At 60.2% G+C, this 19207-nt stretch carries 16 protein-coding genes and 1 pseudogene; 2 read left to right on the top strand and 15 right to left on the bottom strand.

The genetic code is table 11. The features are described 5' to 3' along the window. Positions 1-34 precede the first annotated feature (34 nt). From ACPWMG_RS24955 to ACPWMG_RS24945, 3 genes are all read right to left on the bottom strand, one after another. A complete protein-coding gene (locus tag ACPWMG_RS24955) occupies positions 35-1171 on the bottom strand; it encodes a PilT/PilU family type 4a pilus ATPase (protein ID WP_483302172.1) in 1137 nt (378 codons plus the stop codon). 126 nt (positions 1172-1297) lie between these two features. Further along, positions 1298-1930, bottom strand: coding sequence for a cyclic nucleotide-binding domain-containing protein (locus ACPWMG_RS24950; RefSeq protein WP_483302171.1), 633 nt, complete (start codon positions 1928-1930; stop codon positions 1298-1300). Positions 1931-1963: 33 nt separating this feature from the next. Continuing rightward, positions 1964-3007, bottom strand: a complete 1044-nt coding sequence (locus ACPWMG_RS24945; RefSeq protein WP_483302170.1) for a type IV pilus twitching motility protein PilT — start codon at positions 3005-3007, stop codon at positions 1964-1966. Positions 3008-3042: 35 nt separating this feature from the next. Between ACPWMG_RS24945 and ACPWMG_RS24940 the strand changes: the two genes are divergently transcribed. Continuing rightward, entirely contained in the window at positions 3043-3753 is a 711-nt protein-coding gene (locus tag ACPWMG_RS24940; RefSeq protein WP_483302169.1) for a YggS family pyridoxal phosphate-dependent enzyme, read from the top strand. A 31-nt stretch (positions 3754-3784) separates the two neighbouring features. Here ACPWMG_RS24940 and yfiB read toward each other — a convergent pair whose 3' ends face one another. The 4 genes from yfiB to ACPWMG_RS24920 form a co-directional block, all read right to left on the bottom strand. Then, positions 3785-4324 carry an outer membrane lipoprotein YfiB gene (gene yfiB / locus ACPWMG_RS24935; protein ID WP_483302168.1) on the bottom strand — a complete coding sequence of 180 codons (540 nt, stop codon included), beginning with the start codon at positions 4322-4324 and terminating at the stop codon, positions 3785-3787. After that, positions 4321-5634 carry a diguanylate cyclase DgcN/YfiN gene (dgcN, locus tag ACPWMG_RS24930; RefSeq protein WP_483302167.1) on the bottom strand — a complete coding sequence of 438 codons (1314 nt, stop codon included), beginning with the start codon at positions 5632-5634 and terminating at the stop codon, positions 4321-4323. Before dgcN ends, yfiB begins: the two co-directional genes overlap by 4 nt. After that, positions 5631-6323, bottom strand: a complete 693-nt coding sequence (gene yfiR, locus ACPWMG_RS24925) for a regulatory sequestration protein YfiR (RefSeq protein WP_483302166.1) — start codon at positions 6321-6323, stop codon at positions 5631-5633. The genes dgcN and yfiR overlap by 4 nt, the downstream gene beginning before the upstream one ends. Positions 6324-6466: 143 nt before the next feature. Beyond that, positions 6467-6943, bottom strand: a complete 477-nt coding sequence (locus ACPWMG_RS24920; RefSeq protein ID WP_483302165.1) for an Lrp/AsnC ligand binding domain-containing protein — start codon at positions 6941-6943, stop codon at positions 6467-6469. 137 nt (positions 6944-7080) lie between these two features. Here ACPWMG_RS24920 and ACPWMG_RS24915 point away from each other — a divergent pair, with 137 nt between their 5' ends. Next, a complete protein-coding gene (locus ACPWMG_RS24915) occupies positions 7081-10083 on the top strand; it encodes an L-glutamate gamma-semialdehyde dehydrogenase (protein WP_483302164.1) in 3003 nt (1000 codons plus the stop codon). Positions 10084-10156: 73 nt separating this feature from the next. Here the strand turns inward: ACPWMG_RS24915 and ACPWMG_RS24910 are convergent, their stop codons facing one another. The 8 genes and pseudogenes from ACPWMG_RS24910 to ACPWMG_RS24875 all read right to left on the bottom strand — a co-directional run bounded on the left by ACPWMG_RS24910 (position 10157) and on the right by ACPWMG_RS24875 (position 19188). Beyond that, positions 10157-12481: a PKD domain-containing protein gene (locus tag ACPWMG_RS24910; RefSeq protein ID WP_483302163.1), complete on the bottom strand. Its 2325-nt coding sequence runs from the start codon at positions 12479-12481 to the stop codon at positions 10157-10159. A 302-nt stretch (positions 12482-12783) separates the two neighbouring features. Next, positions 12784-13203 carry an OmpA family protein gene (locus tag ACPWMG_RS24905; RefSeq protein WP_483305339.1) on the bottom strand — a complete coding sequence of 140 codons (420 nt, stop codon included), beginning with the start codon at positions 13201-13203 and terminating at the stop codon, positions 12784-12786. 795 nt (positions 13204-13998) lie between these two features. Continuing rightward, positions 13999-14361: pseudogene (locus ACPWMG_RS24900) on the bottom strand (DUF937 domain-containing protein); the annotation flags it as partial. Between the two features lie 430 nt (positions 14362-14791). Next, the gene (locus tag ACPWMG_RS24895) at positions 14792-15682 is read right to left on the bottom strand and encodes an N-acetylneuraminate lyase (protein WP_483302162.1); all 891 of its coding nucleotides are present in this window, start codon (positions 15680-15682) and stop codon (positions 14792-14794) included. A 22-nt stretch (positions 15683-15704) separates the two neighbouring features. After that, positions 15705-16994: a TRAP transporter large permease gene (locus ACPWMG_RS24890; RefSeq protein WP_483302161.1), complete on the bottom strand. Its 1290-nt coding sequence runs from the start codon at positions 16992-16994 to the stop codon at positions 15705-15707. Then, positions 16991-17506: a TRAP transporter small permease gene (locus ACPWMG_RS24885; RefSeq protein WP_483302160.1), complete on the bottom strand. Its 516-nt coding sequence runs from the start codon at positions 17504-17506 to the stop codon at positions 16991-16993. The genes ACPWMG_RS24890 and ACPWMG_RS24885 overlap by 4 nt, the downstream gene beginning before the upstream one ends. 7 nt (positions 17507-17513) lie before the next feature. Then, complete coding sequence (locus ACPWMG_RS24880; RefSeq protein ID WP_483302159.1) at positions 17514-18506, bottom strand: sialic acid TRAP transporter substrate-binding protein SiaP; 993 nt, start codon at positions 18504-18506, stop codon at positions 17514-17516. Between the two features lie 325 nt (positions 18507-18831). Next, positions 18832-19188 (bottom strand): RidA family protein, encoded by a 357-nt coding sequence (locus ACPWMG_RS24875; protein WP_483302158.1) that lies wholly within the window; start codon positions 19186-19188, stop codon positions 18832-18834. Between the last annotated feature and the right edge of the window lie 19 nt (positions 19189-19207).

The raw sequence follows: 19207 nt of genomic DNA, 5'->3' as shown, positions 1-19207 counted from the left end.
CCTTGCTGCAGGCGCGGCCGGAGAGTTTGCGTGATTAAACGATGGCGAAATTCTCGGTGCCCGCAGCCAAATCTTGCGACTTGGCACGTTGGCTGTTGAGCTTGATCTGCAGGCGCAGGTCGTTCAGCGAATCGGCGTTGCGCAACGCGTCTTCGTAGGTGATCTGATTGCTTTCGTAGGCATCAAACAGCGCCTGGTCGAAGGTTTGCATGCCCAGGTTGCGGCTCTTCTTCATGATCTCTTTGATCTCGGTGACCTCGCCCTTGAAGATCAGGTCAGAGATCAGCGGCGTGTTCAGCAGCACTTCCACCGTGGCCACGCGGCCTTTGCCGTCCTGGCGCGGAATGAGGCGTTGCGAAACGATGGACTTGAGGTTCAGCGACAAGTCCATCAGCAGTTGCGCGCGGCGCTCTTCGGGGAAGAAGTTGATGATGCGGTCAAGCGCCTGGTTGGCGTTGTTTGAGTGCAGCGTGGCCAGGCAGAGGTGGCCGGTTTCGGCGAACTCCACCGCGTGCTCCATGGCTTCGCGGTCGCGGATTTCGCCCATCAAGATCACGTCAGGCGCCTGGCGCAGCGAGTTCTTCAGGGCTGAGGCCCAGGTATCGGTGTCCAGCCCCACTTCGCGTTGCGTGACCACGCAGTTCTTGTGCGGGTGCACAAATTCGATCGGGTCTTCTACCGTGATGATGTGGCCGAACGAGTTTTCGTTGCGCCAGTCGACCATCGAGGCCAGCGTGGTGGATTTACCCGAGCCCGTGGCGCCCACCAGAATGCACAAGCCGCGTTTGGTCATGGCAATTTCTTTGAGCACCTGCGGTACGCCCAGCCCGTCGATGGTGGGCAGCGTCATGGGAATGACGCGCAGCACCATGCCCACACGGCCTTGCTGGATGAACGCGTTGACGCGGAAGCGGCCCACGCCGCCTGGGGCAATGGCGAAGTTGCACTCCTTGGTGCGCTCGAACTCGGCCGCCTGCTTGTCGTTCATGATGGCGCGCGCCAGCGCCAAGGTATGGGCGGGGGTCAGCGGCTGGGGCGAGACCTTGGCGATCTTGCCGTCCATCTTGATGCCAGGCGGAAAATCAGCCGTGAGGAACAAGTCGCTGCCGTTGCGACTGATCATCAGCTTGAGCAGGTCATTGATGAATTTACTGGCCTGGTCTCTTTCCATTTTGCGTTCCTATCGGGCGCGGGACGCGCGTTGGGCATGGCTGAGCAGGTGCCGCGCCACAAAGCCAAAGCGGCCTGGGGAGCTTGGGAAGGGAAGGGGGGCCGGGGTACGCATGGTGGGCCCAGTTTAGTTGGGACGGTCGCTGAACCGAGCGCTTACCGCGCGCAGTCGTAACGACAGTTTGCGTGCCAGCAGCGCAATCAGGTTGGCCGCCAGATGCGGGTCGGCGGCCATCATCTCGTCCATGGCTTCGGCGCTGAGTGCCGCGATTTCGCAGTCGTCCAGCGTGGTGCAGGCCGAGAACCGCATGCCGCTGTCGAGCAGCGACATTTCACCCAGGATGTCGCCCGGCTTGGTTTCGGCCAGACGTAAATGTTCGCCCCAGGGCTGCAGCCGGTCGACCGCAATGGTGCCCTTGAGCAACACGATCATGAAGTTGCCGTATTCGCCCTGGCGGATCAGGTCGCGCCCGCCCGGTACGGTGGCGAACTGCACAAAACGCTCCATGCGTTCAATGGACGTGGCGGGCAGCGCCGCCATGTTTTTGTCTTTGGCCCACAAGGTTTGGAGCTGGCGCACGCCATGACTCGATGACAAACGTTTGGCGCCTACCTCCACCGCTCGGGCTTCCCATGGAATGAGCATGGACGGGTCTAGCCCCGAGCCGTTGAAGGCCGTGGTGAACAGCACCGAGTCCACGCCAGCGCGTTCGGCCGGTGCTTCGCCCTTGGGCTTGAGGAAGTCGAGGATGCCCTTCATGGGACGGATCTCCGTTGTTCTTCTAATGTTTGTCTAGCCGGGGAAATTCTCTGGGATCTTGGCCTTGCTGCGGGCCTCTTGCGGGCTGATGATGTTGCGCCGTACCAGATCCGTCAGGTTTTGGTCCAGCGTCTGCATGCCCACGCTGTTGCTGGTCTGGATGGTGGAATACATCTGCGCCACCTTGGCTTCGCGGATCAGGTTGCGGATGGCGCTGGAGCCCAACATGATTTCGTGCGCGGCCACGCGGCCCTGGCCGTCTTTGGTTTTGCACAGCGTTTGCGAAATCACGGCCTGCAAAGATTCGGACAACATGGCCCGTACCATTTCCTTTTCGTCGGCCGGGAACACGTCGATGATCCGGTCAATGGTCTTGGCGGCGCTGGAGGTGTGCAACGTGCCAAACACCAAGTGGCCGGTTTCAGCCGCTGTCATCGCCAGACGGATGGTTTCCAGATCACGCATTTCGCCCACCAGAATGGCGTCCGGGTCTTCGCGCAGGGCGGACTTCAGGGCGGCGGCAAAGCTCAGCGTGTGCGGGCCGACTTCGCGCTGGTTGATCAGGCACTTCTTCGATTCGTGCACGAACTCGATCGGGTCTTCCACCGTCAGCACGTGGGCGTATTCGGTTTCGTTGAGGTAGTTGACCATGGCCGCCAGCGTGGTCGATTTGCCCGAACCGGTGGGGCCCGTCACCAGCACCAAGCCACGTGGCTTGAGCGCCAGGTCGCCAAAGATCTTGGGTGCGTTGAGCTGCTCGAGTGTGAGGATCTTCGAGGGGATAGTCCGCAGCACAGCGCCAGCGCCACGGTTGTGGTTGAAGGCATTCACGCGAAAACGGGCCAGGCCTTCGATCTCGAACGAAAAGTCCACTTCCAGAAACTCTTCGTAGTGCTTGCGCTGGCTATCGCTCATGATGTCGTAGACCATGGCGTAGACGGTTTTGTGGTCCAGCGGCTCGACGTTGATGCGGCGTACATCACCGTGCACGCGGATCATCGGCGGCAACCCGGCAGACAGGTGCAAATCTGACGCTTTATTTTTGACGCTGAAAGCGAGCAGTTGGGTTATATCCACGGATCCCTCGGTGATTTTGGTAGGCTTGTCTCATTATGACTACCATTGGTAACAATCTCCAAGGCGTGCGTGACGGGATCACGACAGCCTGTGCCGCCGCTGGGCGCCCCGCCAACGCGGTGAGCCTGCTGGCCGTCTCCAAAACCTTCGGCGCCGACGCGGTACGTAAAGCCCACGCGGCTGGCCAAACCGCCTTTGGCGAAAACTACATCCAGGAAGCGCTGGAAAAAATGGCCGCACTGCGCGACCTGCCGTTGGAGTGGCATTGCATTGGCCCGGTGCAGAGCAACAAGAGCCGCCTGGTGGCCGAAAACTTTGCTTGGCTGCACACCGTGAGCAGCCAGCGTCTGGCACAGCGCCTGAGCGACCAGCGCCCGGCTGAACTGGCACCGCTGCAGGTGTGTGTGCAGGTCAACATCGACGGCGGGGCCACCAAAGCCGGCGTGGCGCCTGCCGAGGCGCTGGCGCTGTGCCAGCAGATTGCGGCGCTGCCACGGCTGCAACTGCGTGGGCTGATGACTATTCCCGAGCCGCACGACGACCTGGCCGAACAATTGGCCGTGCACCAGTTGAGTCGCGCGTTGTTTGATGCGCTGGCACAGGCCAACGATGGCGAGCCGGGGTGGGAAGCTTTCGATACCCTGTCGATGGGCATGACCGCCGACATGGCGACCGCCATTGCGGCCGGCAGCACCATGGTGCGAGTGGGCTCGGCGATTTTTGGCGGGCGTCCACCGATACGCTAACGGCGCCCGGGAAGCTGAGCGCAGATTACTCTTATTGCGCCGGCACGATCACCGCGACGCGGCGGTTTTGCAGGCGGCCATCGGTCGTGCTGTTGTCGGCGATGGGGCGTTCGGCGCCCCAGCCTTTGGTGACCATGTCGGACTTGGGCAAGCCCTGCTGGGCCAGCGCTTGGGCTACGGTTTCGGCGCGGCGCAATGAGAGCGCCTTGTTGAACGCGGCGGCGCCGACGTTATCGGTGTGGCCTTCAATGCGCAGTTGCGTGACGTCCAGCTTGCGCAAGGCCTTGCCAATGCGTTCGGCGTTGGCCTGGCTGTCGGAATCGAGGGCGTCAGAGGCGGTGTCGAACAGGATCTTGCCGGTGAACGCGTACTCCCAGCCCTCGGCGGTTTGCACGAATCCGAGGCGTTTGAATTCGGCCTCGCGGGTGGCTTTGAGGTCGACGGGGGCCGCAGGTGGCGGCGGTGGGGCGGTTTGGCAGCCAGCCAGAAACAAACCAGTGGCGGTCAAAGCCGCCACGGTGGTCAGCAAACGCCGACGGGGCATGGAAGAAGTGGGGGCGGGGGCGCTCAACTCAGGTCCTTGAAATCAGTGATGTCAGCACTGGCGTTGTAAAGATGGCGGCTGCCACGCTGCTGCGACTTCACGCGGTACATGGCGCGGTCAGCCGCGCGCAACAGGCTCTCTACCGTTTCGCCATGGCTGGGGTAAACGGCGATGCCGATGCTGAGCGACGGCACGATGCGGTCGTTCGGCCGCACGGCCAGCGGTGCCTGCATGCTGCGCAGGATTTTGTCGGCAATCCGCAGCGCATCGTCGTCGTTTTGTAATGGGCTGAGCAGCACTGCAAACTCGTCGCCGCCCAGGCGCGCTACCAAATCCGTCTCGCGCAACTGCGCCGTCACGCGCTCGGCGACTTCCACCAGCAAGGCGTCGCCAGTGGCGTGGCCGAAGCGGTCGTTGATGGACTTGAAGTGGTCGTTGTCGAGGTACAACACGCCGACGCGGGTGCCGTTGGTTTCGGCGTCTTGCAGCAGTCGGTTGAGCCGGCGGCGGAAGTAGGCGCGGTTGGGCAAACCAGTCAGGCTGTCATGGTTGGCCTGGTGCGAGAGCGATTTGTTTTCTTGCCGCAACTGCGTCTGGTGCGCTTCGATCTCCGCCAACAGGGCGTTGAAGTCTTCCCCCAGTTCATGCAATTCCAGAATCGGCGAGGCTGGCGCGTGGTGTGGCTGGCCCAGCGCCTTGCGGGCCGAGTGTGTGACGGACATGAGGGCTTGCACCGGCTGCATGATTTCGCGCCGCACCCGGTCAGACAAATGCCTCACTGCCACAAAGCCGAGTGCCATACACACCAGCATGCTGACCACACCAGCGGCCAGAAACTGCAGCAAACCCGAGCCACTGTCGCGCAGCGACACCTGGGCGATGGTGCTGCCCTGGTAGACGATGGGCGCCGCGCCCGGCTCTGGCAGCAGCCAGGCTTGCAGCTTGGAGGCCAGGCGGTTCTGCAGGTCGGCGTTGGCGCGTGTGTAGCGGCCCAGTGTTTCACCGGTGGGGCTCAAGATGGTGGCGCTGCCCAGAGACTCTTTCTCGCCAATCATCTCCAGCACTTCCTGGATGGCGATGTCGTCGCGGAACACCACGGCGGCTTCTGCTGTGTACGCGATGGAACGGGCCAACAGGTCTTCGTTGTGCTTGGCGTAGCTGCGTAGCGCCAGGATGGCAGCAATGCCCAGGCACAGCCCCACGCCCACCATCATCACCAGGGCCACGCGAAAGTGGGCGCGGCGCAACACCGTACGCAGGCTGACGCGCGTTCCGTTGCGTGCACCGCTTGTTTGCATGGCGGCTTGTTTGGCCTGTTTAGTGGAAACAAAAGTCACGAGCTGCTCCCGCTGGGGCGCCGGCCCAGCCGCAACACCTGCGGATTGACGCGCACGCTGCTGCGCGCCACGGCGTCAATGTCCACCTCAAACTGCACGTGGTCTTGCGGCGAGATGTCGAGGTAGAACATGCTGCCAGCCGTGCAAGCCGGTGAGCGCTCGCACAGCGTCAACACCGGTTGGCCGTTGATCTGCTCGAACACTTTGCGCCATGGCAAGGGACTGTTGGCCGCGGCAAAGATGGCGTCGCAGCGTTGCGCAATGCCGACTTCACTGTCGGGTTGCAGCACGGTGAGTTTGCGTTCGCCCAAGTCGGCTAGGCCAGCGCCCAGCAGCTTGGTGGCTGGTACGTTGCTGCCCAGCACGCATACCCGAATCGGGTTCGGATCGCTGGGCCAACGCACATAACCCAGAATGCCGCGCAGGGTGTCCACAATGCCGGGGCGCTCCTGTGCAGCCAACTGAAGACCGGCTTGCAAGCCTGGCTCCTGGCTGGGTTGCGCGATGGTAGCTGGACTCCAAAGCCCCAAGCCAAGGCACAGCAGCAGCCCTGCAAGCCACTGCCGCTGCATGGCCAGTGCTTGTGCGAGCGAACCGAGTGGTGGAGGTAGCAGTTGCGAGATGGAAACAGGCATGTAGTGGAGAACGACGGGCGAGTGCGTGGTGGTGCGTTCAGATTCAGAGTTCAAATGGTCGCATCATTTGGATACAAAACGCGTAAAGCGATTATTTGACTGACCTGTGAACTCTAACAGCCAAGTATTTGGCGAAAGCGGTAGAAATCGCCTGTATCGCGCTCCAAATAACGGCTTTTGTGCGCTTGATGTCTCCCCTACAACAGAGACAACCGGGTTGAGTTTTTCACTTCTTCCATCACCGCGTAAGTGCGTGTTTCACGGATGCCGGGCAACTGCCACAGCACCGTGCCGGCGAATTCGCGGTAGGCCGTCATGTCGGCCATGCGGGTCTTGAGCAGGTAATCAAAGCCACCGGCCACCATGTGGCACTCCATGATTTCGGGATGCACCTGCACGGCAGCCTTGAAGGCGTCGAACACGTTCGGCGTGGTCCGGTCCAGCAAAACCTCCACAAACACCAGCATGGCGGCGTCTAATAACAAAGGGTTGAGCCGCGCTTCGTAGCCGAGGATGTAGCCGTCGCGCGTGAGCCGCTGGGTGCGCGCCAGCACGGCAGTGGGCGACAAGGCCACTGCCTCGGCCAGTTTCAGGTTGGAGATGCGGCCGTCGCGCTGCAGCACATCAAGGATGCGGCGGTCCAAACGGTCTAGGCTGGGCTGTGTTTCGCTCATTTTGGCTATTTGGTAGTGAATTATTCTGTTGAATGGCGAATTATGGATAAATATTCACCATAGATGTGGGCAACATTGCGCAATTGAAAAAGCCGCCGTTGCTTTAGAAAAAGCTTCAAAGTTCACCAGGAAAAACCATGCGCCTCCCCATTCCCTACCGCCCCGAAGCCGACGTTGTGGCCCACCGCCTGAGCCAGTTGGCCGACAGCCTGAACTGGCCTGAAGCCACCGCCGTCGCCCGCCCCTGGGTGCAGGCCGTGCGCGACAACCCGCCACCGTTCTGGGCCATGGAAAGCCTGCTGCGCGAGTACCCCATCTCCAGCGCCGAAGGCCTGGCCTTGATGCGTCTGGCCGAAGCACTGCTGCGTGTGCCCGATACCGCAACCGCCATCGCGCTGACGGCAGACCAACTGGGCCGCGCCGAGTTTGACGGCAGCGACGGCGCCGACGGCCACGTGCTGGGCCGCTCCACCATGGCCAAGCTGTCGGGCTCGGCCATCGCCTTGTCGAAGAAGTTCTTGCCCGGCACCGACGGTGAACAAGGCCTGATGACCCGCCTGGGCGCCAAGACCGTGGTGGCCGCCACCGTGCGCGCCGTGCAATTGCTTGGTCACCAATTCGTGCTGGGCCAGACCATTGGCGCGGCCATGGACGAAGCCGACTCGGCCCGTAAGAAGATCAAGCAATTGCGCTTCAGCTACGACATGCTGGGCGAGGGCGCTCGCACCACGGCTGATGCTGCACGTTATCTGCGCAGCTACCAACAAGCCATTGAAGCCATTGCCAAGCGCGCCAACACCGGCGTGGCCACCGAGCAGAACGACGGCATCTCCATCAAGCTCAGCGCGCTGCATCCGCGTTATGAAGACGCGCAAAAGGCGCGCGTGATGGCTGAGTTGGTGCCGCAGGTGTGGGGCTTGTGCGAGCAAGCGGCCAAGGCCAACATCAACCTGACCATTGACGCCGAAGAGGTGGATCGCCTGGAGCTGTCGCTCGACATCTTCGAAGCGCTGGCCGCCAAGATCGCCCAGCACCACCCCCAGTGGGGCGGCTTTGGTTTGGCCATGCAGGCTTACCAAACGCGTGCGCTGGAACTCATCCAGGAAGTGGCCGCGATTGGCCGCAAATACAAACTGCGCCTGATGTGCCGCCTGGTGAAGGGCGCGTATTGGGACTCGGAAATCAAGCGCGCGCAAGAGCAAGGCCTGCCGTACTACCCGGTCTACACCCACAAGCACCACACCGACGTGTCGTACCTGGCCTGCGCGCAAGCCATGCTGGATGCGGCCGACACCATCTACCCGCAGTTCGCCACACACAACGCCGCCACCATCGCGGCCATCCTGCACATGGCCGCGCGCAGCGGTGCCAAGTTTGAACTGCAGCGCCTGCACGGCATGGGCGAAGGTGTGTACCGCGAAGTGCTGAAGAACCCGCTGATCCATTGCCGCGTGTACGCCCCCGTGGGCGCGCACCGCGACCTGCTGGCCTACCTGGTGCGCCGCCTGCTGGAGAACGGCGCCAACTCGTCGTTCGTGCACCAGTTGGCCGACGAGTCGGTGGGCATGGACGAAATTTTGGTGTCGCCGTTGCGCCTGGAGCCGCAATCGTCGTTGCCGCTGCCCAAGGACTTGTTCATCGCCGCATCGGCCGCCGGCCTCTGCGCGCCGCGCCGCAACAGCAGCGGTCTAGACCTGACGGTAGAGCCCATGTTCGCCCCGCTGCAAGCCGCAGCCGATGCGGTATCGGTACCGTTCATTCCCGAGTTTGATGTCAAAAATGCCACTGCGGCATATACAGCAAGCGCAGCCAGCTATAAAGTTTGGAGCGCCAAGCCGGTAGAAGAACGCGCCGCCAGCCTGCGCCAAGCCGCCGACGCACTTGAAGCGCAACTGCCCAAGTTCTGTGCGCTGTTGGTCAAAGAAGCCTTCAAAACCTGGGGCGACGCCGTGTCTGAAGTGCGCGAAGCGGTCGACTTCATGCGCTACTACGCCGACGAAGCCACGCGCATCATGGCGCCGGTGGCGTTGCCCGGCCCCACCGGTGAGACCAACGAACTGCGCCTGACTGCGCGCGGCGTTTGGGTTTGCATCAGCCCGTGGAACTTCCCGCTCGCGATCTTCATGGGCCAAGTGGCTGCAGCCCTGGCCACGGGCAACACCGTGTTGGCCAAGCCTGCCGAGCAAACGCCTGCGGTCGCCGCTGCGGCCGTGCAATTGCTGCACGCCGCCGGGGTGCCAGAAGCGGCGGTGCAATTGCTGCATGGCCCGGGCGAAACCGTGGGCGCGGCGCTGGTCGCCTTGCCCGGCATCGCTGGTGTGGTGTTCACCGGCTCGACGCCCGTGGCACGCCACATCAACCGTGCGCTGGCGGCCAAAGACGGCCCCATCGTCCCGCTGATCGCCGAGACCGGTGGCATCAACGCCATGCTGGTCGACTCGACCGCGCTGCCCGAACAAGTTGTCGATGCCGTGGTGCAGTCTGCCTTCCGCAGCGCCGGCCAACGCTGCTCCGCGCTGCGCCTGTTGTGCCTGCACGAAGAGATCGCCGATGGCGTGATCGAAATGATCCAAGGCGCCGCCCAAGCCTTGGTGGTGGGCAACCCCGCAGAGCTGGCCACCGATGTGGGCCCGGTCATCGACAAAGAAGCGTTCGACAACATCCAGAACCACCTGCAGCGTTTGAAGACCACTGCCAAGGTGTTGGTGGCTCCGAATGAGCAGCCGCAAGCCATGAAGCACTTGATTGCGCCACACGCGTTCGAGCTGCAAGGCGTTGAGCAAGTGCGCCAGGAGATCTTCGGCCCCGTGCTGCACATTGTGCGCTGGAGTGGCGACGCGCAACAGGTCATCGACCAAGTCAACGCCCTGGGCTACGGCCTCACGTTGGGCATCCAAACCCGCATCGACTCGCGCGCCCAAGCGCTGGCAGGCCATGCGCACACCGGCAACATTTATGTCAACCGCAACATCATTGGCGCAGTGGTGGGGGTGCAGCCGTTTGGCGGTGAGGGTTTGAGCGGCACCGGGCCTAAGGCTGGTGGCCCACACTACTTGTTCCGTTTCTGTGCGGAGAAGACGGTGACGGTGAATACCACGGCGGCGGGTGGGAATGCGGCGTTGCTGGCGGCGATGCCTTGAGGCGCTGAGCCAATCGTTCAAAGAAAAACGCCGCGTGATGAGCGCGGCGTTTTTGTTGGGCTTGCGTGATGGGTTATTGCAGACCGCTGGCTTGGAAAGCGGTGCTATTGCCGATCATCATCAGTGTGCCGTCTGAGTTGAAAGCTGCTGCTTCTATGGCCCGTGTGAACTCAACTTCTGCTTCATTCACAACAACTTGCGCAAGGAATGACCTAAATGCGATCGGTGTGCCAGCTTTGCCCGAAGCATCAATTCTCCGAAGTTTGTTGTACCCGTTCGGATAGCCGGCCACGAGTGCGCTGAGTTCCCACAAATCACCTTGTGGGGAGATGGCAAGGCGACTGGTGTTCTGTGTGACGTCGTCATAACCTTCAGCAGGGGAGAACTTAGTCACTGCCCCATTTGCGGTGACTTTGAAAATCGCTTTTCCATAGGATGCAGCGGCGGCGAAGTACACCTCGCCTGACGTATTCGCAACGATGTCTGAAATTCTGCAATTCCCGTCTAGCGCGACGGTGCTGCATTGCTGAGGAATTGCGACTGTGCTGACAGTGCCATTGGGTTTGATCACTCGCAGTTTGGATCTGTTTGCATCCACCACCCACAGGTTGTTGGCGCTGTCGACGGTCAGATAGCTTGGGTCATTGAAAGTTGCAGACGCGATGGCCCCGTCCTGACTGCCGGACGTGTTCGCGATACCTGCGTAAGTCGTGACATCTCCATTGACGTCAATTTTTCGAATCACGTGGTAGCCGCTTTGAGAAACGAAGACATTGTTGTTGCTGTCTACAGCTATGCCCGTGATATTTGCAAAGCGTGAATGGATGTTGGAGTTATCTACGTAGCCAGGTGTATTGCAGTTGCCCGCAAGTACTCCGGCAAAGCTGCCTGCCCTCAACGTTTTGATGCAATTGCCGTCGGTTGCAACCATGAACCCATTCATGTATTTGGCAACCCGTGAATTGGACGCGAATGTCACGTTGTCTAGATTGACACCAGCGGGTGTATCAGATTTTCCTGCGACCGTGGTCACATTTCCTGTGGCAGGAATTCTGCGGATGGTGTGCGAGCCGCCGGTGACGAGCAGGTCGCCGCTAGGTGCCACCGCCATCCCGTTTAAATTCGTGAAGAGGGCGGTGTTTCGGTCACCATTCGCCTCCCCTGACTGCCCTAGGGCGTATCCAGCATATCCAATCCAATTCCCTTGGCTGTCCAGTGCATCGACTTGGTAGTTACCTAGAAATGACCCCGGTACCCGGCTTGTTCGATAAAGCTGACCATCAAGCCCGACGGCGATGTCCCCTGCGGCTTGGTACGGACAAGTTCCTGGATTGCTGTTGGGATAGCTTCTGCGCACGGTAGAAACTGTTCCGTCTGGAGAAATTTTCCGGATATCGGAGCAACTCTCTGCCACAACGAGGTTGTCGTTCGCGTCTACAGCAAGGCTAGAAGGGTAGTTAAGACGCGCTGCATCACCACGCCCATCAATTTGGCCAACTTGCTCGCTGTTGCCCGCAAAAATGGTAAAGCTGCCGTCCACGATCTTGAACACTGCGTGCCCGCTGAGGGCATAAACAACGCCGCGACTGTCAGAGACGATTTGTGAGAAGTTGATCGCAATGTTGTTTCTGATGGCCAGGGTTGTCACTTGGCCTGCAGGCGTAATTTTCCGTATGCTTCTGCCGTTGTCTCCTACGTACAGATTGCCGTTGCTATCGATAGAGATGGTGTTCGGATACTCAAAGCGTGCGTTTGCGCCGGTGCCGTTACTGTCTCCTGACGCGTAAGGCGCACCTGCGAAGTCGGTTGTGGTGCCATCAGCAAGTACTTTGCGAACAACTTTGCTGTTGGGTTCGACCACGTACATGACGCCGTCTTTTGCGACCGCAATGTCTGCTGGTGCATTAAACCGCGCCTGTGCGGCGGTGCCGTTGACATGATGCGAGCCATCCGCGTAGTTGCCGGCTACGAAACGAATAGATGCGCTAGAAACCGTCCATGGAACTGTGGTCGAGGCGGACTTCCCGTCCGCATCTGTCGAGGTAAATTTGACTTGATATGTTCCGCTTTGTGCAAAACGATGAGGTGCCGCCTTGGTCTGTGCCGTGCTGCCGTCGCCAAAGTCCCACTGATATCTCATCGGCTCTTTGCCGCTAATGGTCAACCCGTCAAAATTCACAAATGTGTTGACGATCTGGTTGGCTGGTTCAAGGTTTTTTTCGCTTATAGCGACTTGAAGTGGATTTAATCCACCGGGAAGTAGGGGTTGTGGAGTAGTGGTGCCAGTGCCACCGCTGCCTCCCCCCGAATTGCCCCCTCCGCCCCCACCCCCACATCCTCCAATCAACACCGACACCGCCAGCAAGGCGAAAAGGCTTTTTCTCTTGAATATAGACATGTACTTGATGTATCTGATTTGTGAATTTGTATGCATCCCAAAATGATTCTAAGAGTAAATTTGTTGAACAGACAAGTTGGAGCGGTTGGTGAAATCCATCAGAAGACGCGATAGGCTGTGCCTTCGCTGCTGACCGTTTGGTCGCCGAAAAAAGCTATTAAAAAAATAGCTAATCACGTATTTGAATAAAGCCTAAGGCCGGGTTTTTATTGATTTTTTAATCGCGATGGCATGCCCAGATTTGTCCATGCATAAAAAAAGCCACCCAGAACCTGGGTGGCTTTGATCAGTAGACGGGTCGCTTACTGCTTGGTGTACGAAATGCGGCGGTTTGTGAAGCGGCCTTCTTCGGTGTAGTTGTTCCCCACGGGGTTGGTGTCCCCGTAACCCTTGATAGTGATGTTCTCTGCGGGAACACCGGCGCTGACAAACAAGGTCTTCATGGCTTGTGCACGTTCTTCTGACAAATGCAGATTGGCCGCTGCGTCGCCAACGTTGTCGGTGTGGCCAGCAATTTCGAATTTGCTGCCATCCTTGGCGCAAGCTGCCACCGCTGGGGCTGCCGATTTCAGGGCGACAACGTCAACAGACGGCACGGCCGCAGAGCCAGAGGCGAAGTTCACCACGTAAAGGTTCAAGGCGTTGACCAAAGCGCCGGAGTCACAAGTGCCGCTGGCGAGCAGGGCCTTGATGGCATCAGCGAACTTGGTGTTGGCGGCCATCATGGCGGCATCGGCGTTGAACGCAGAGGCCGAGATGTTCATGCCCGTCAGCAAGGCCTTGAGTTTGTCGAGCAGGCCCAGCTTGGGATCGGCCAGCGTGCCGCTCAAGCGTACATCTGTGCCTTTGATAAACAACTCTGCGCCAGGCAACTTCGTCAAAGTAAACAGGTCGCGTGCCTGAGCCAGCCACAAGGCAGGCTTGGTCAGTGCATCGACTTTGATATTGGCGTTGTAGCCGTCTTTGCCGAAAGACTGTTCCAGATGTTTGAGTAGTTCTGCTTTTTCTGGTTCGGTTGCCACAGTGGCATCGACGTAGGCTTTGTCGGCACTGAAAGCGAGCGAGAGCAGGGAGTCATTGACGGCGGCGGGCGCTGTAGCAGGCGCTGGCGTAGCTTCAGGTGCCGTAGGCAGTGGCTCTGGTTTGTGGCACGACTTCAGCGCAACTGCGCCAAGCCCCACTACCGCCAGTGGCAGCAGCCATTTCCAGATGCCGCCGCTCTTGGCAACGGGGGGCGGTGCTACAGGAGTCTTGGCGTAGGTGTTGGTTTCGAACACCTTGCTCAAACCGCTCAGTACGCCGCTGAACTTGCTGCTCAGGCCGCCAATGAACCCGGCGACAGAGCCCCAGCCCAGCCACTGCAGCACTTTTTCGGGCAATGACTTCTCCAGAAAGCTCGATTGGCTCGACAGCATGGAGATGAAATCGTGCGGCGACATCTTGTGGCTGGTGATTTGGCTCTTCAGCAAACCGAAAAGCGCTGGTGCGGCCAAGGCCAGCAAGCTTTGCGTGCCGACAGCAGGTGAGCCGATCATGGCGGCGATTTGGCTGGCAAGACCAGATGCTTTGTCGCCGAACAACAGGTCCAGAACCTTCTGGCCTTGTGTGCTGGCATTCGAGACGCTGTTGGCGTTGCCAAGCAGGCTGGGCAGGTTGGCGACGATGTTGGCGTCGACGGTGGGTGCGTTGATCGCTTTCTAGAGAGCGCTGGCGCCATTGGGGCTGGACGCCTTGTTCAAAATGCCGCTGAACAGTACCGGGAAGATATTGGATAGGGCCGATTTGGCTTGACTTTGATTAAAGCCAAATAAGTTGCCGGCTTGGGACAGGAAAATGGGCGCCAAAGATGATTCGGCGATTTGGAGGAGGTTGATCGACATCAGATATTGCCAAAAATAAAAATCTCCAGATTCAATGGTTTCGATTGAAGCTGGAGATGAAATCGATGGCTCATCCTTAAAGTGTGAACCACCGCCATGCGCCGTAAGCTAAGAGCGCATGCGGCGAGCGGCGGGATGATATGGATCTTTTTTGATGAGGTGACGCACCTATTTGTTTGAATTTGAAAGAGTGCGCATGAATAGCTTCATTCTCTGAGAGTCATTGCTGTAGTTGATATTTGTTGTCGCATTTTTATTGTTTTGTAATCTTATTTATTTTGTGCAATATTCCCTGTTGATGCAAAAAATGAGAAATAGTTGGCATTCGATAATCTGGTGATTTCGAAGAAGTCACGCCGTAAAGCCAAAACAAAAAGGCCGCATGCCATTTCGGCATGCGGCCCCATGAGCCGATAACCATTGGGGGCGTTCAGCCCGCAGCTTGCAAGACGTTGCGTGCGACCAGTTCCAGCTTCACACGCTGCGCTTCAGTGAGCGCGCCAAACGGCGCCCGGCACGGCCCGCAGTCCAGGCCTTGCCGTTGCAGAAGGGCTTTGGTGCCCGGGAACACGCCCACCTCAATCAACACGTCGATCACGGCGTTCGCGCGTGTTTGCAAAGCGCGCGCTTGGTCGAGCTGCCCGGCGCGCACGGCATTCCACATCTGCACGAACAGGCCACCCATGAAGTTGTAGGTGGTGCCAATGCCGCCGTCGGCGCCCATCGCCACACCGCCAACGAACATTTCGTCAAACCCGTTGTAGACCACAGCTTGGGGCGCAGCGGTTTTGATGCGTTCCAGTTGATAGAGGTTTTGCGAGGTGTGTTTGACGCCGATGATCTTCGGGTGCTGCAGCAGCGCGAGCAGGTCGGCGGTGGTCAACGGCCGCGCTGACTTGGCGGGGAAGTTGTAGACGATGAGCGGCAGAGGCGTGGCGTCAGCCAAGGCGCGGTAGTGGGCCAATACTTCAGCGGCCGAGAAGTCGTAATAAAACGGCGGAATGGCCGAGATCGCGTCATAGCCCGCATCAGCCGCCGCATGCGCCAGGCCAATCGCCTCATGCGTGGCGATGGCCCCTATATGCGCAATGAGTTTGGCGCGCCCTTTGTTGGCGCGGGCAAAACCGGCGAGCACGGCTTGGCGTTCAGCGGGCGACTGTAGAAACGCTTCGCCCGTGCTGCCGCCGACGTAGAAGCCGTGGATGCCTTGGGCAATTTGTGCATCGGCCAAGGCTGGCAGCAGGTCGAGGTTCAACGTGCCGTCAGCATGCAGCGGCGTGATCAGCGCCGAGAAGACGCCCGCGAGTGGATGTGTAGACATGGTGTGAGGTGAAGAAGAATGTTTACTTGGCGGCGCTGAGAACGTGTGGCAACCACAGCGTGAGCGGCGGCCACAACGAGATGGCGAGCAATACCACCAACAGCGGAATCAGCCACGGCAAAATCGCGCGCGACATGGTCTCGAAGCTGATGTTGGCGATGCGTGTCACCACAAACAGCACCACGCCAATCGGCGGGTGGATGGTGCCGAGAATGAGGTTGAGCACCATGATCACGCCGAACTGCGCCGGATCGATGCCGTAGGCAATGGCTGCAGGCACCAGGATCGGAATCAGGATCAGCATGGCGGCAAGCGCTTCCATGAAGCAGCCGACGATCAGCATTAATACGTTGGCCATCAACAAGAAGGCAATGGGGCTGGAGATGGTGGAGACGATGAGCGGGCTCAGCGTTTGCGGCATGCGCGAAATCGACATGCACCAGCCCAAGGCGCTGGCGGCCATCACCAACACCAGCACCAGGCCGGTGGTCTCGGCGGTCTCGATGAGGATGGGGCCGAGCTGTTTGACTTCCAGTGTGCGGTACACCACAAAGCCGAGGAACAGCGCATACAAGCAGGCCACGGCCGCCGCCTCGGTGGGCGTGACCAGGCCGCTGAACATGCCGCCCAAAATCACCACCGGTGTCATCAACGCGAAGAAGCCGTTGAGGAACGCGCGGCCAATGTTGCGGAAGCCGCCGAACGGTTTGCGTGCCATGCCTTCGCGGCGTGCGAAGAAGGCCACCATGACCATCAGCGACACACCCATCAAGATGCCGGGGATCACGCCCGCGATGAACAGCTTGCCAATCGACACGTCGGCCGTCACGCCGTAGATCACCATGGGCAGCGACGGCGGAATGATGGGGCCAATGGTGGCCGCAGCCGCAGTGATGGCGGCAGCGGTTTCGGGCTTGTAGCCGGCCTTTTTCATGGCGCGGATTTCAATCGCCCCCGAGCCCGCCGCATCGGCCACGGCCGAGCCCACCATGCCGGCGAAGATCATGCTGGTGAGAATGCTGGCGTGGGCGTAGCCGCCGCGTACCCAGCCGATCACGGCGCTGGCAAATTCGACAATGCGGTCGGTCAAGCGCGCGGCGCCGAGGATGTTGCCCATCAAGATGAACAGCGGCGCGGCGATGATGGGGAACGAGTTCACCGAGCCGGCCATCTTTTGCGGCAACACGGTGATGGGCATGCCGCCCAACCACAAGAACAACAACGCGGCCAAACCCATCGACACAAACAGCGGCAACCCCACGAGGATGCTGGCGAGCCAGCCGCCGGAGATTTTGAGCATCAAGCCGATCATGGCGTGGCTCCTTGGGCACCGGGCTCGGGTGTGGGCACGATGGGGGCCGGGCGTTGCACGCGCTGCCACTGCTGCCATAACTCGGCTACGGCCTGGCAGAGGGTGAGCAATCCCGCCGGCACCAGTGGCGCGTACATCCACGCGTTGGACAGTGGTAGTGCCAGAGCCTCAATGTCGGCATTGGTGTGCACCAGGTGCACGCTGTACCAGGCGATCACGCCGCCGAACACGGCCAGCGCGATCTGGATGGCGGCTTCGGTCCAGCGCCAGGCCTGGTCGGGCAGTTTGTCCTGGAAGAAGCGGATGCGGATGTGCGCGCGTTTGCGCGTGGCCAGCATCCAACCCAGGCAAGAGAGCCAGATCATCAGAAAGCAACTGCCTTCGTCGGTCCAGCTCAGTGGATGGCCGATGGCGCGCGTCACCACACCTGCGGTGACGGTGCACAACATCGCCACCACCAGTGCGCTGGCGAACACCGCGAGAAATTGGTCGAAAAGTTTTAATGCCTTCATCGCAACATCACAGCGCCTGCAGCGCTTCAAACGTGCCCTTGCCCCATTTGTCGGCAAACAGCTTGGGCACGGTGTCGAGCACCGGCTTGCGCCAGGCCGCGAGGTCGGGTTCGATGATGGTCATGCCACCCGCTTTGAAGGTGCCCACCAGGCCGGCTTCTTGGCTCAGCAGTTCTTTGTCTTGCCATGCGGCTCCGTTGGCAAAGGCGGCTTGCATGATGTCGCGGTCGGCGGCGGGCAGGCCTTTCCAGAAGGCTTCGTTCACGATCACCATGCGCGGCGTGATGATGTGTTCGGTCAGCACCAGGTACTTCTGCACTTCAAAAAACTTGCCGCTCTGGATGGTGGGCAGTGGGTTCTCTTGGCCATCGATAGCGCCTTGGCTCAGCGCCAGATACAGCTCACCAAAAGCGATGGGGGTGGCGCGGGCGCCCCAGGCCTCAGCCATGGCGCGGAAGGTGTCGACCGGCGGCACACGCAGCTTGAAGCCCGCCATGTCGGCCGGGGTGCGCACAGCCTTGGTGCCCGTGGTGAGGTGGCGCTTGCCGTAGTAGGTCATGTTGAGCATGCGCATGCCACGCTTGGCCACCAGGTCGGTGTTGAGCTTGGCAAACAGGGGTGTGCTCGGGGCCTTGGCCATATGGGCGGCGTCGCGCCACAGGTAGGGTGCTTCCACGACTGAGAGCTGCGGCAGAAACGCGCCCAGCGCGCCCGCGCCATCGGTGGTGAGCTGCAGCGCACCGGCCGAGACGGCTTCGATCATGTCCTTGCCCGAGCCGAGCTGGCTGTTCGGGAAGAGCTGCACATCGATGCGGCCGCCCGATTTTTCTTTGACCTCTTTGGCCACGCGCTCGGCCATTTGCACCTGCGGGTGTGATGCCGCCAGCGACTCACCCCAGCGCACGGCCGTGGGCTGGGCCCGCAACAACACAGGGCTGGCCAGGCCGGCGGCCATCGCCGAGCTGCTGGTGAGGAAACGTCTTCTGTTTTGGTTTTGCATTGTCTCCACCTCTTCCGTTAATGAACTGAAAAATTACATTGCGTGCATGTGACTTGTGACTAACATGTCAGTAATTTAGGCGTAATGAACCGACAAGATAGCGAGTGAAAACCCGCGCTTTGTAGGGGATTCGGTGGCGTAGATGGGGCCGGTGCGAGGCCATGAACGGCCTGCTGCTCGCTACTGAAAATGAAGCGGGTTGCGCTTTCTGCTGCTGCGCGGATGGCCTATTGGGCGCGCATGTTTTGCGGACTTTGGCCGGACCGGTCAGAAAGAAAAAAGGCCGGCATCCTTGCGGACACCGGCCTTGTTCAGAAGAGCTTGATCAGGCCTTGGCGGCGATCACGCCAATCTCCACCGTGAACTCGGCGGCGGCCAGCTTGGGGCTGACCACGGTGGCGCGAGCAGGCGTGGCACCAGGCACCACCCAGGCTTCCCAGGCGCGGTTCATGTCAGCGAAGGTCGCCATGTCGGTGAGCCAGATGGTGGCGCTCAGCAATTGCGACTTGTCGGTGCCGGCGGCCGCCAGCAGCGCGTCGATCTTGGCCAGCACTTGCTGGGTTTGGCCAAAGGTGTCGGCAGTGGTGCCCACGTCTGCGCACTGGCCGGCCAGGTAAACGGTGTTGCCGTGGATCACGGCTTGGGACATGCGAGGGCCGGGTTGGATGCGTTGGATGCTCATGGTGTGCGTCGCAGTAAAA

This window comes from Hydrophilobacter chitinilyticus, assembly GCF_049860745.1.
Taxonomy (GTDB): domain Bacteria; phylum Pseudomonadota; class Gammaproteobacteria; order Burkholderiales; family Burkholderiaceae_C; genus Rhodoferax_B.
This window is presented reverse-complemented; position numbering and strand designations above follow the sequence as displayed.

Coding starts and splice junctions, on each gene's coding strand:
- ACPWMG_RS24895 (WP_483302162.1), bottom strand. CDS start 15,682: ATGTCTACACATCCACTCGCGGGCGTCTTCTCGGCGCTGATCACGCCG.
- ACPWMG_RS24880 (WP_483302159.1), bottom strand. CDS start 18,506: ATGCAAAACCAAAACAGAAGACGTTTCCTCACCAGCAGCTCGGCGATG.
- ACPWMG_RS24920 (WP_483302165.1), bottom strand. CDS start 6,943: ATGAGCGAAACACAGCCCAGCCTAGACCGTTTGGACCGCCGCATCCTT.
- ACPWMG_RS24885 (WP_483302160.1), bottom strand. CDS start 17,506: ATGAAGGCATTAAAACTTTTCGACCAATTTCTCGCGGTGTTCGCCAGC.
- ACPWMG_RS24890 (WP_483302161.1), bottom strand. CDS start 16,994: ATGATCGGCTTGATGCTCAAAATCTCCGGCGGCTGGCTCGCCAGCATC.
- ACPWMG_RS24940 (WP_483302169.1), top strand. CDS start 3,043: ATGACTACCATTGGTAACAATCTCCAAGGCGTGCGTGACGGGATCACG.
- ACPWMG_RS24955 (WP_483302172.1), bottom strand. CDS start 1,171: ATGGAAAGAGACCAGGCCAGTAAATTCATCAATGACCTGCTCAAGCTG.
- ACPWMG_RS24915 (WP_483302164.1), top strand. CDS start 7,081: ATGCGCCTCCCCATTCCCTACCGCCCCGAAGCCGACGTTGTGGCCCAC.
- ACPWMG_RS24910 (WP_483302163.1), bottom strand. CDS start 12,481: ATGTCTATATTCAAGAGAAAAAGCCTTTTCGCCTTGCTGGCGGTGTCG.
- ACPWMG_RS24905 (WP_483305339.1), bottom strand. CDS start 13,203: ATGGCCGCCAACACCAAGTTCGCTGATGCCATCAAGGCCCTGCTCGCC.
- ACPWMG_RS24950 (WP_483302171.1), bottom strand. CDS start 1,930: ATGAAGGGCATCCTCGACTTCCTCAAGCCCAAGGGCGAAGCACCGGCC.
- ACPWMG_RS24875 (WP_483302158.1), bottom strand. CDS start 19,188: ATGAGCATCCAACGCATCCAACCCGGCCCTCGCATGTCCCAAGCCGTG.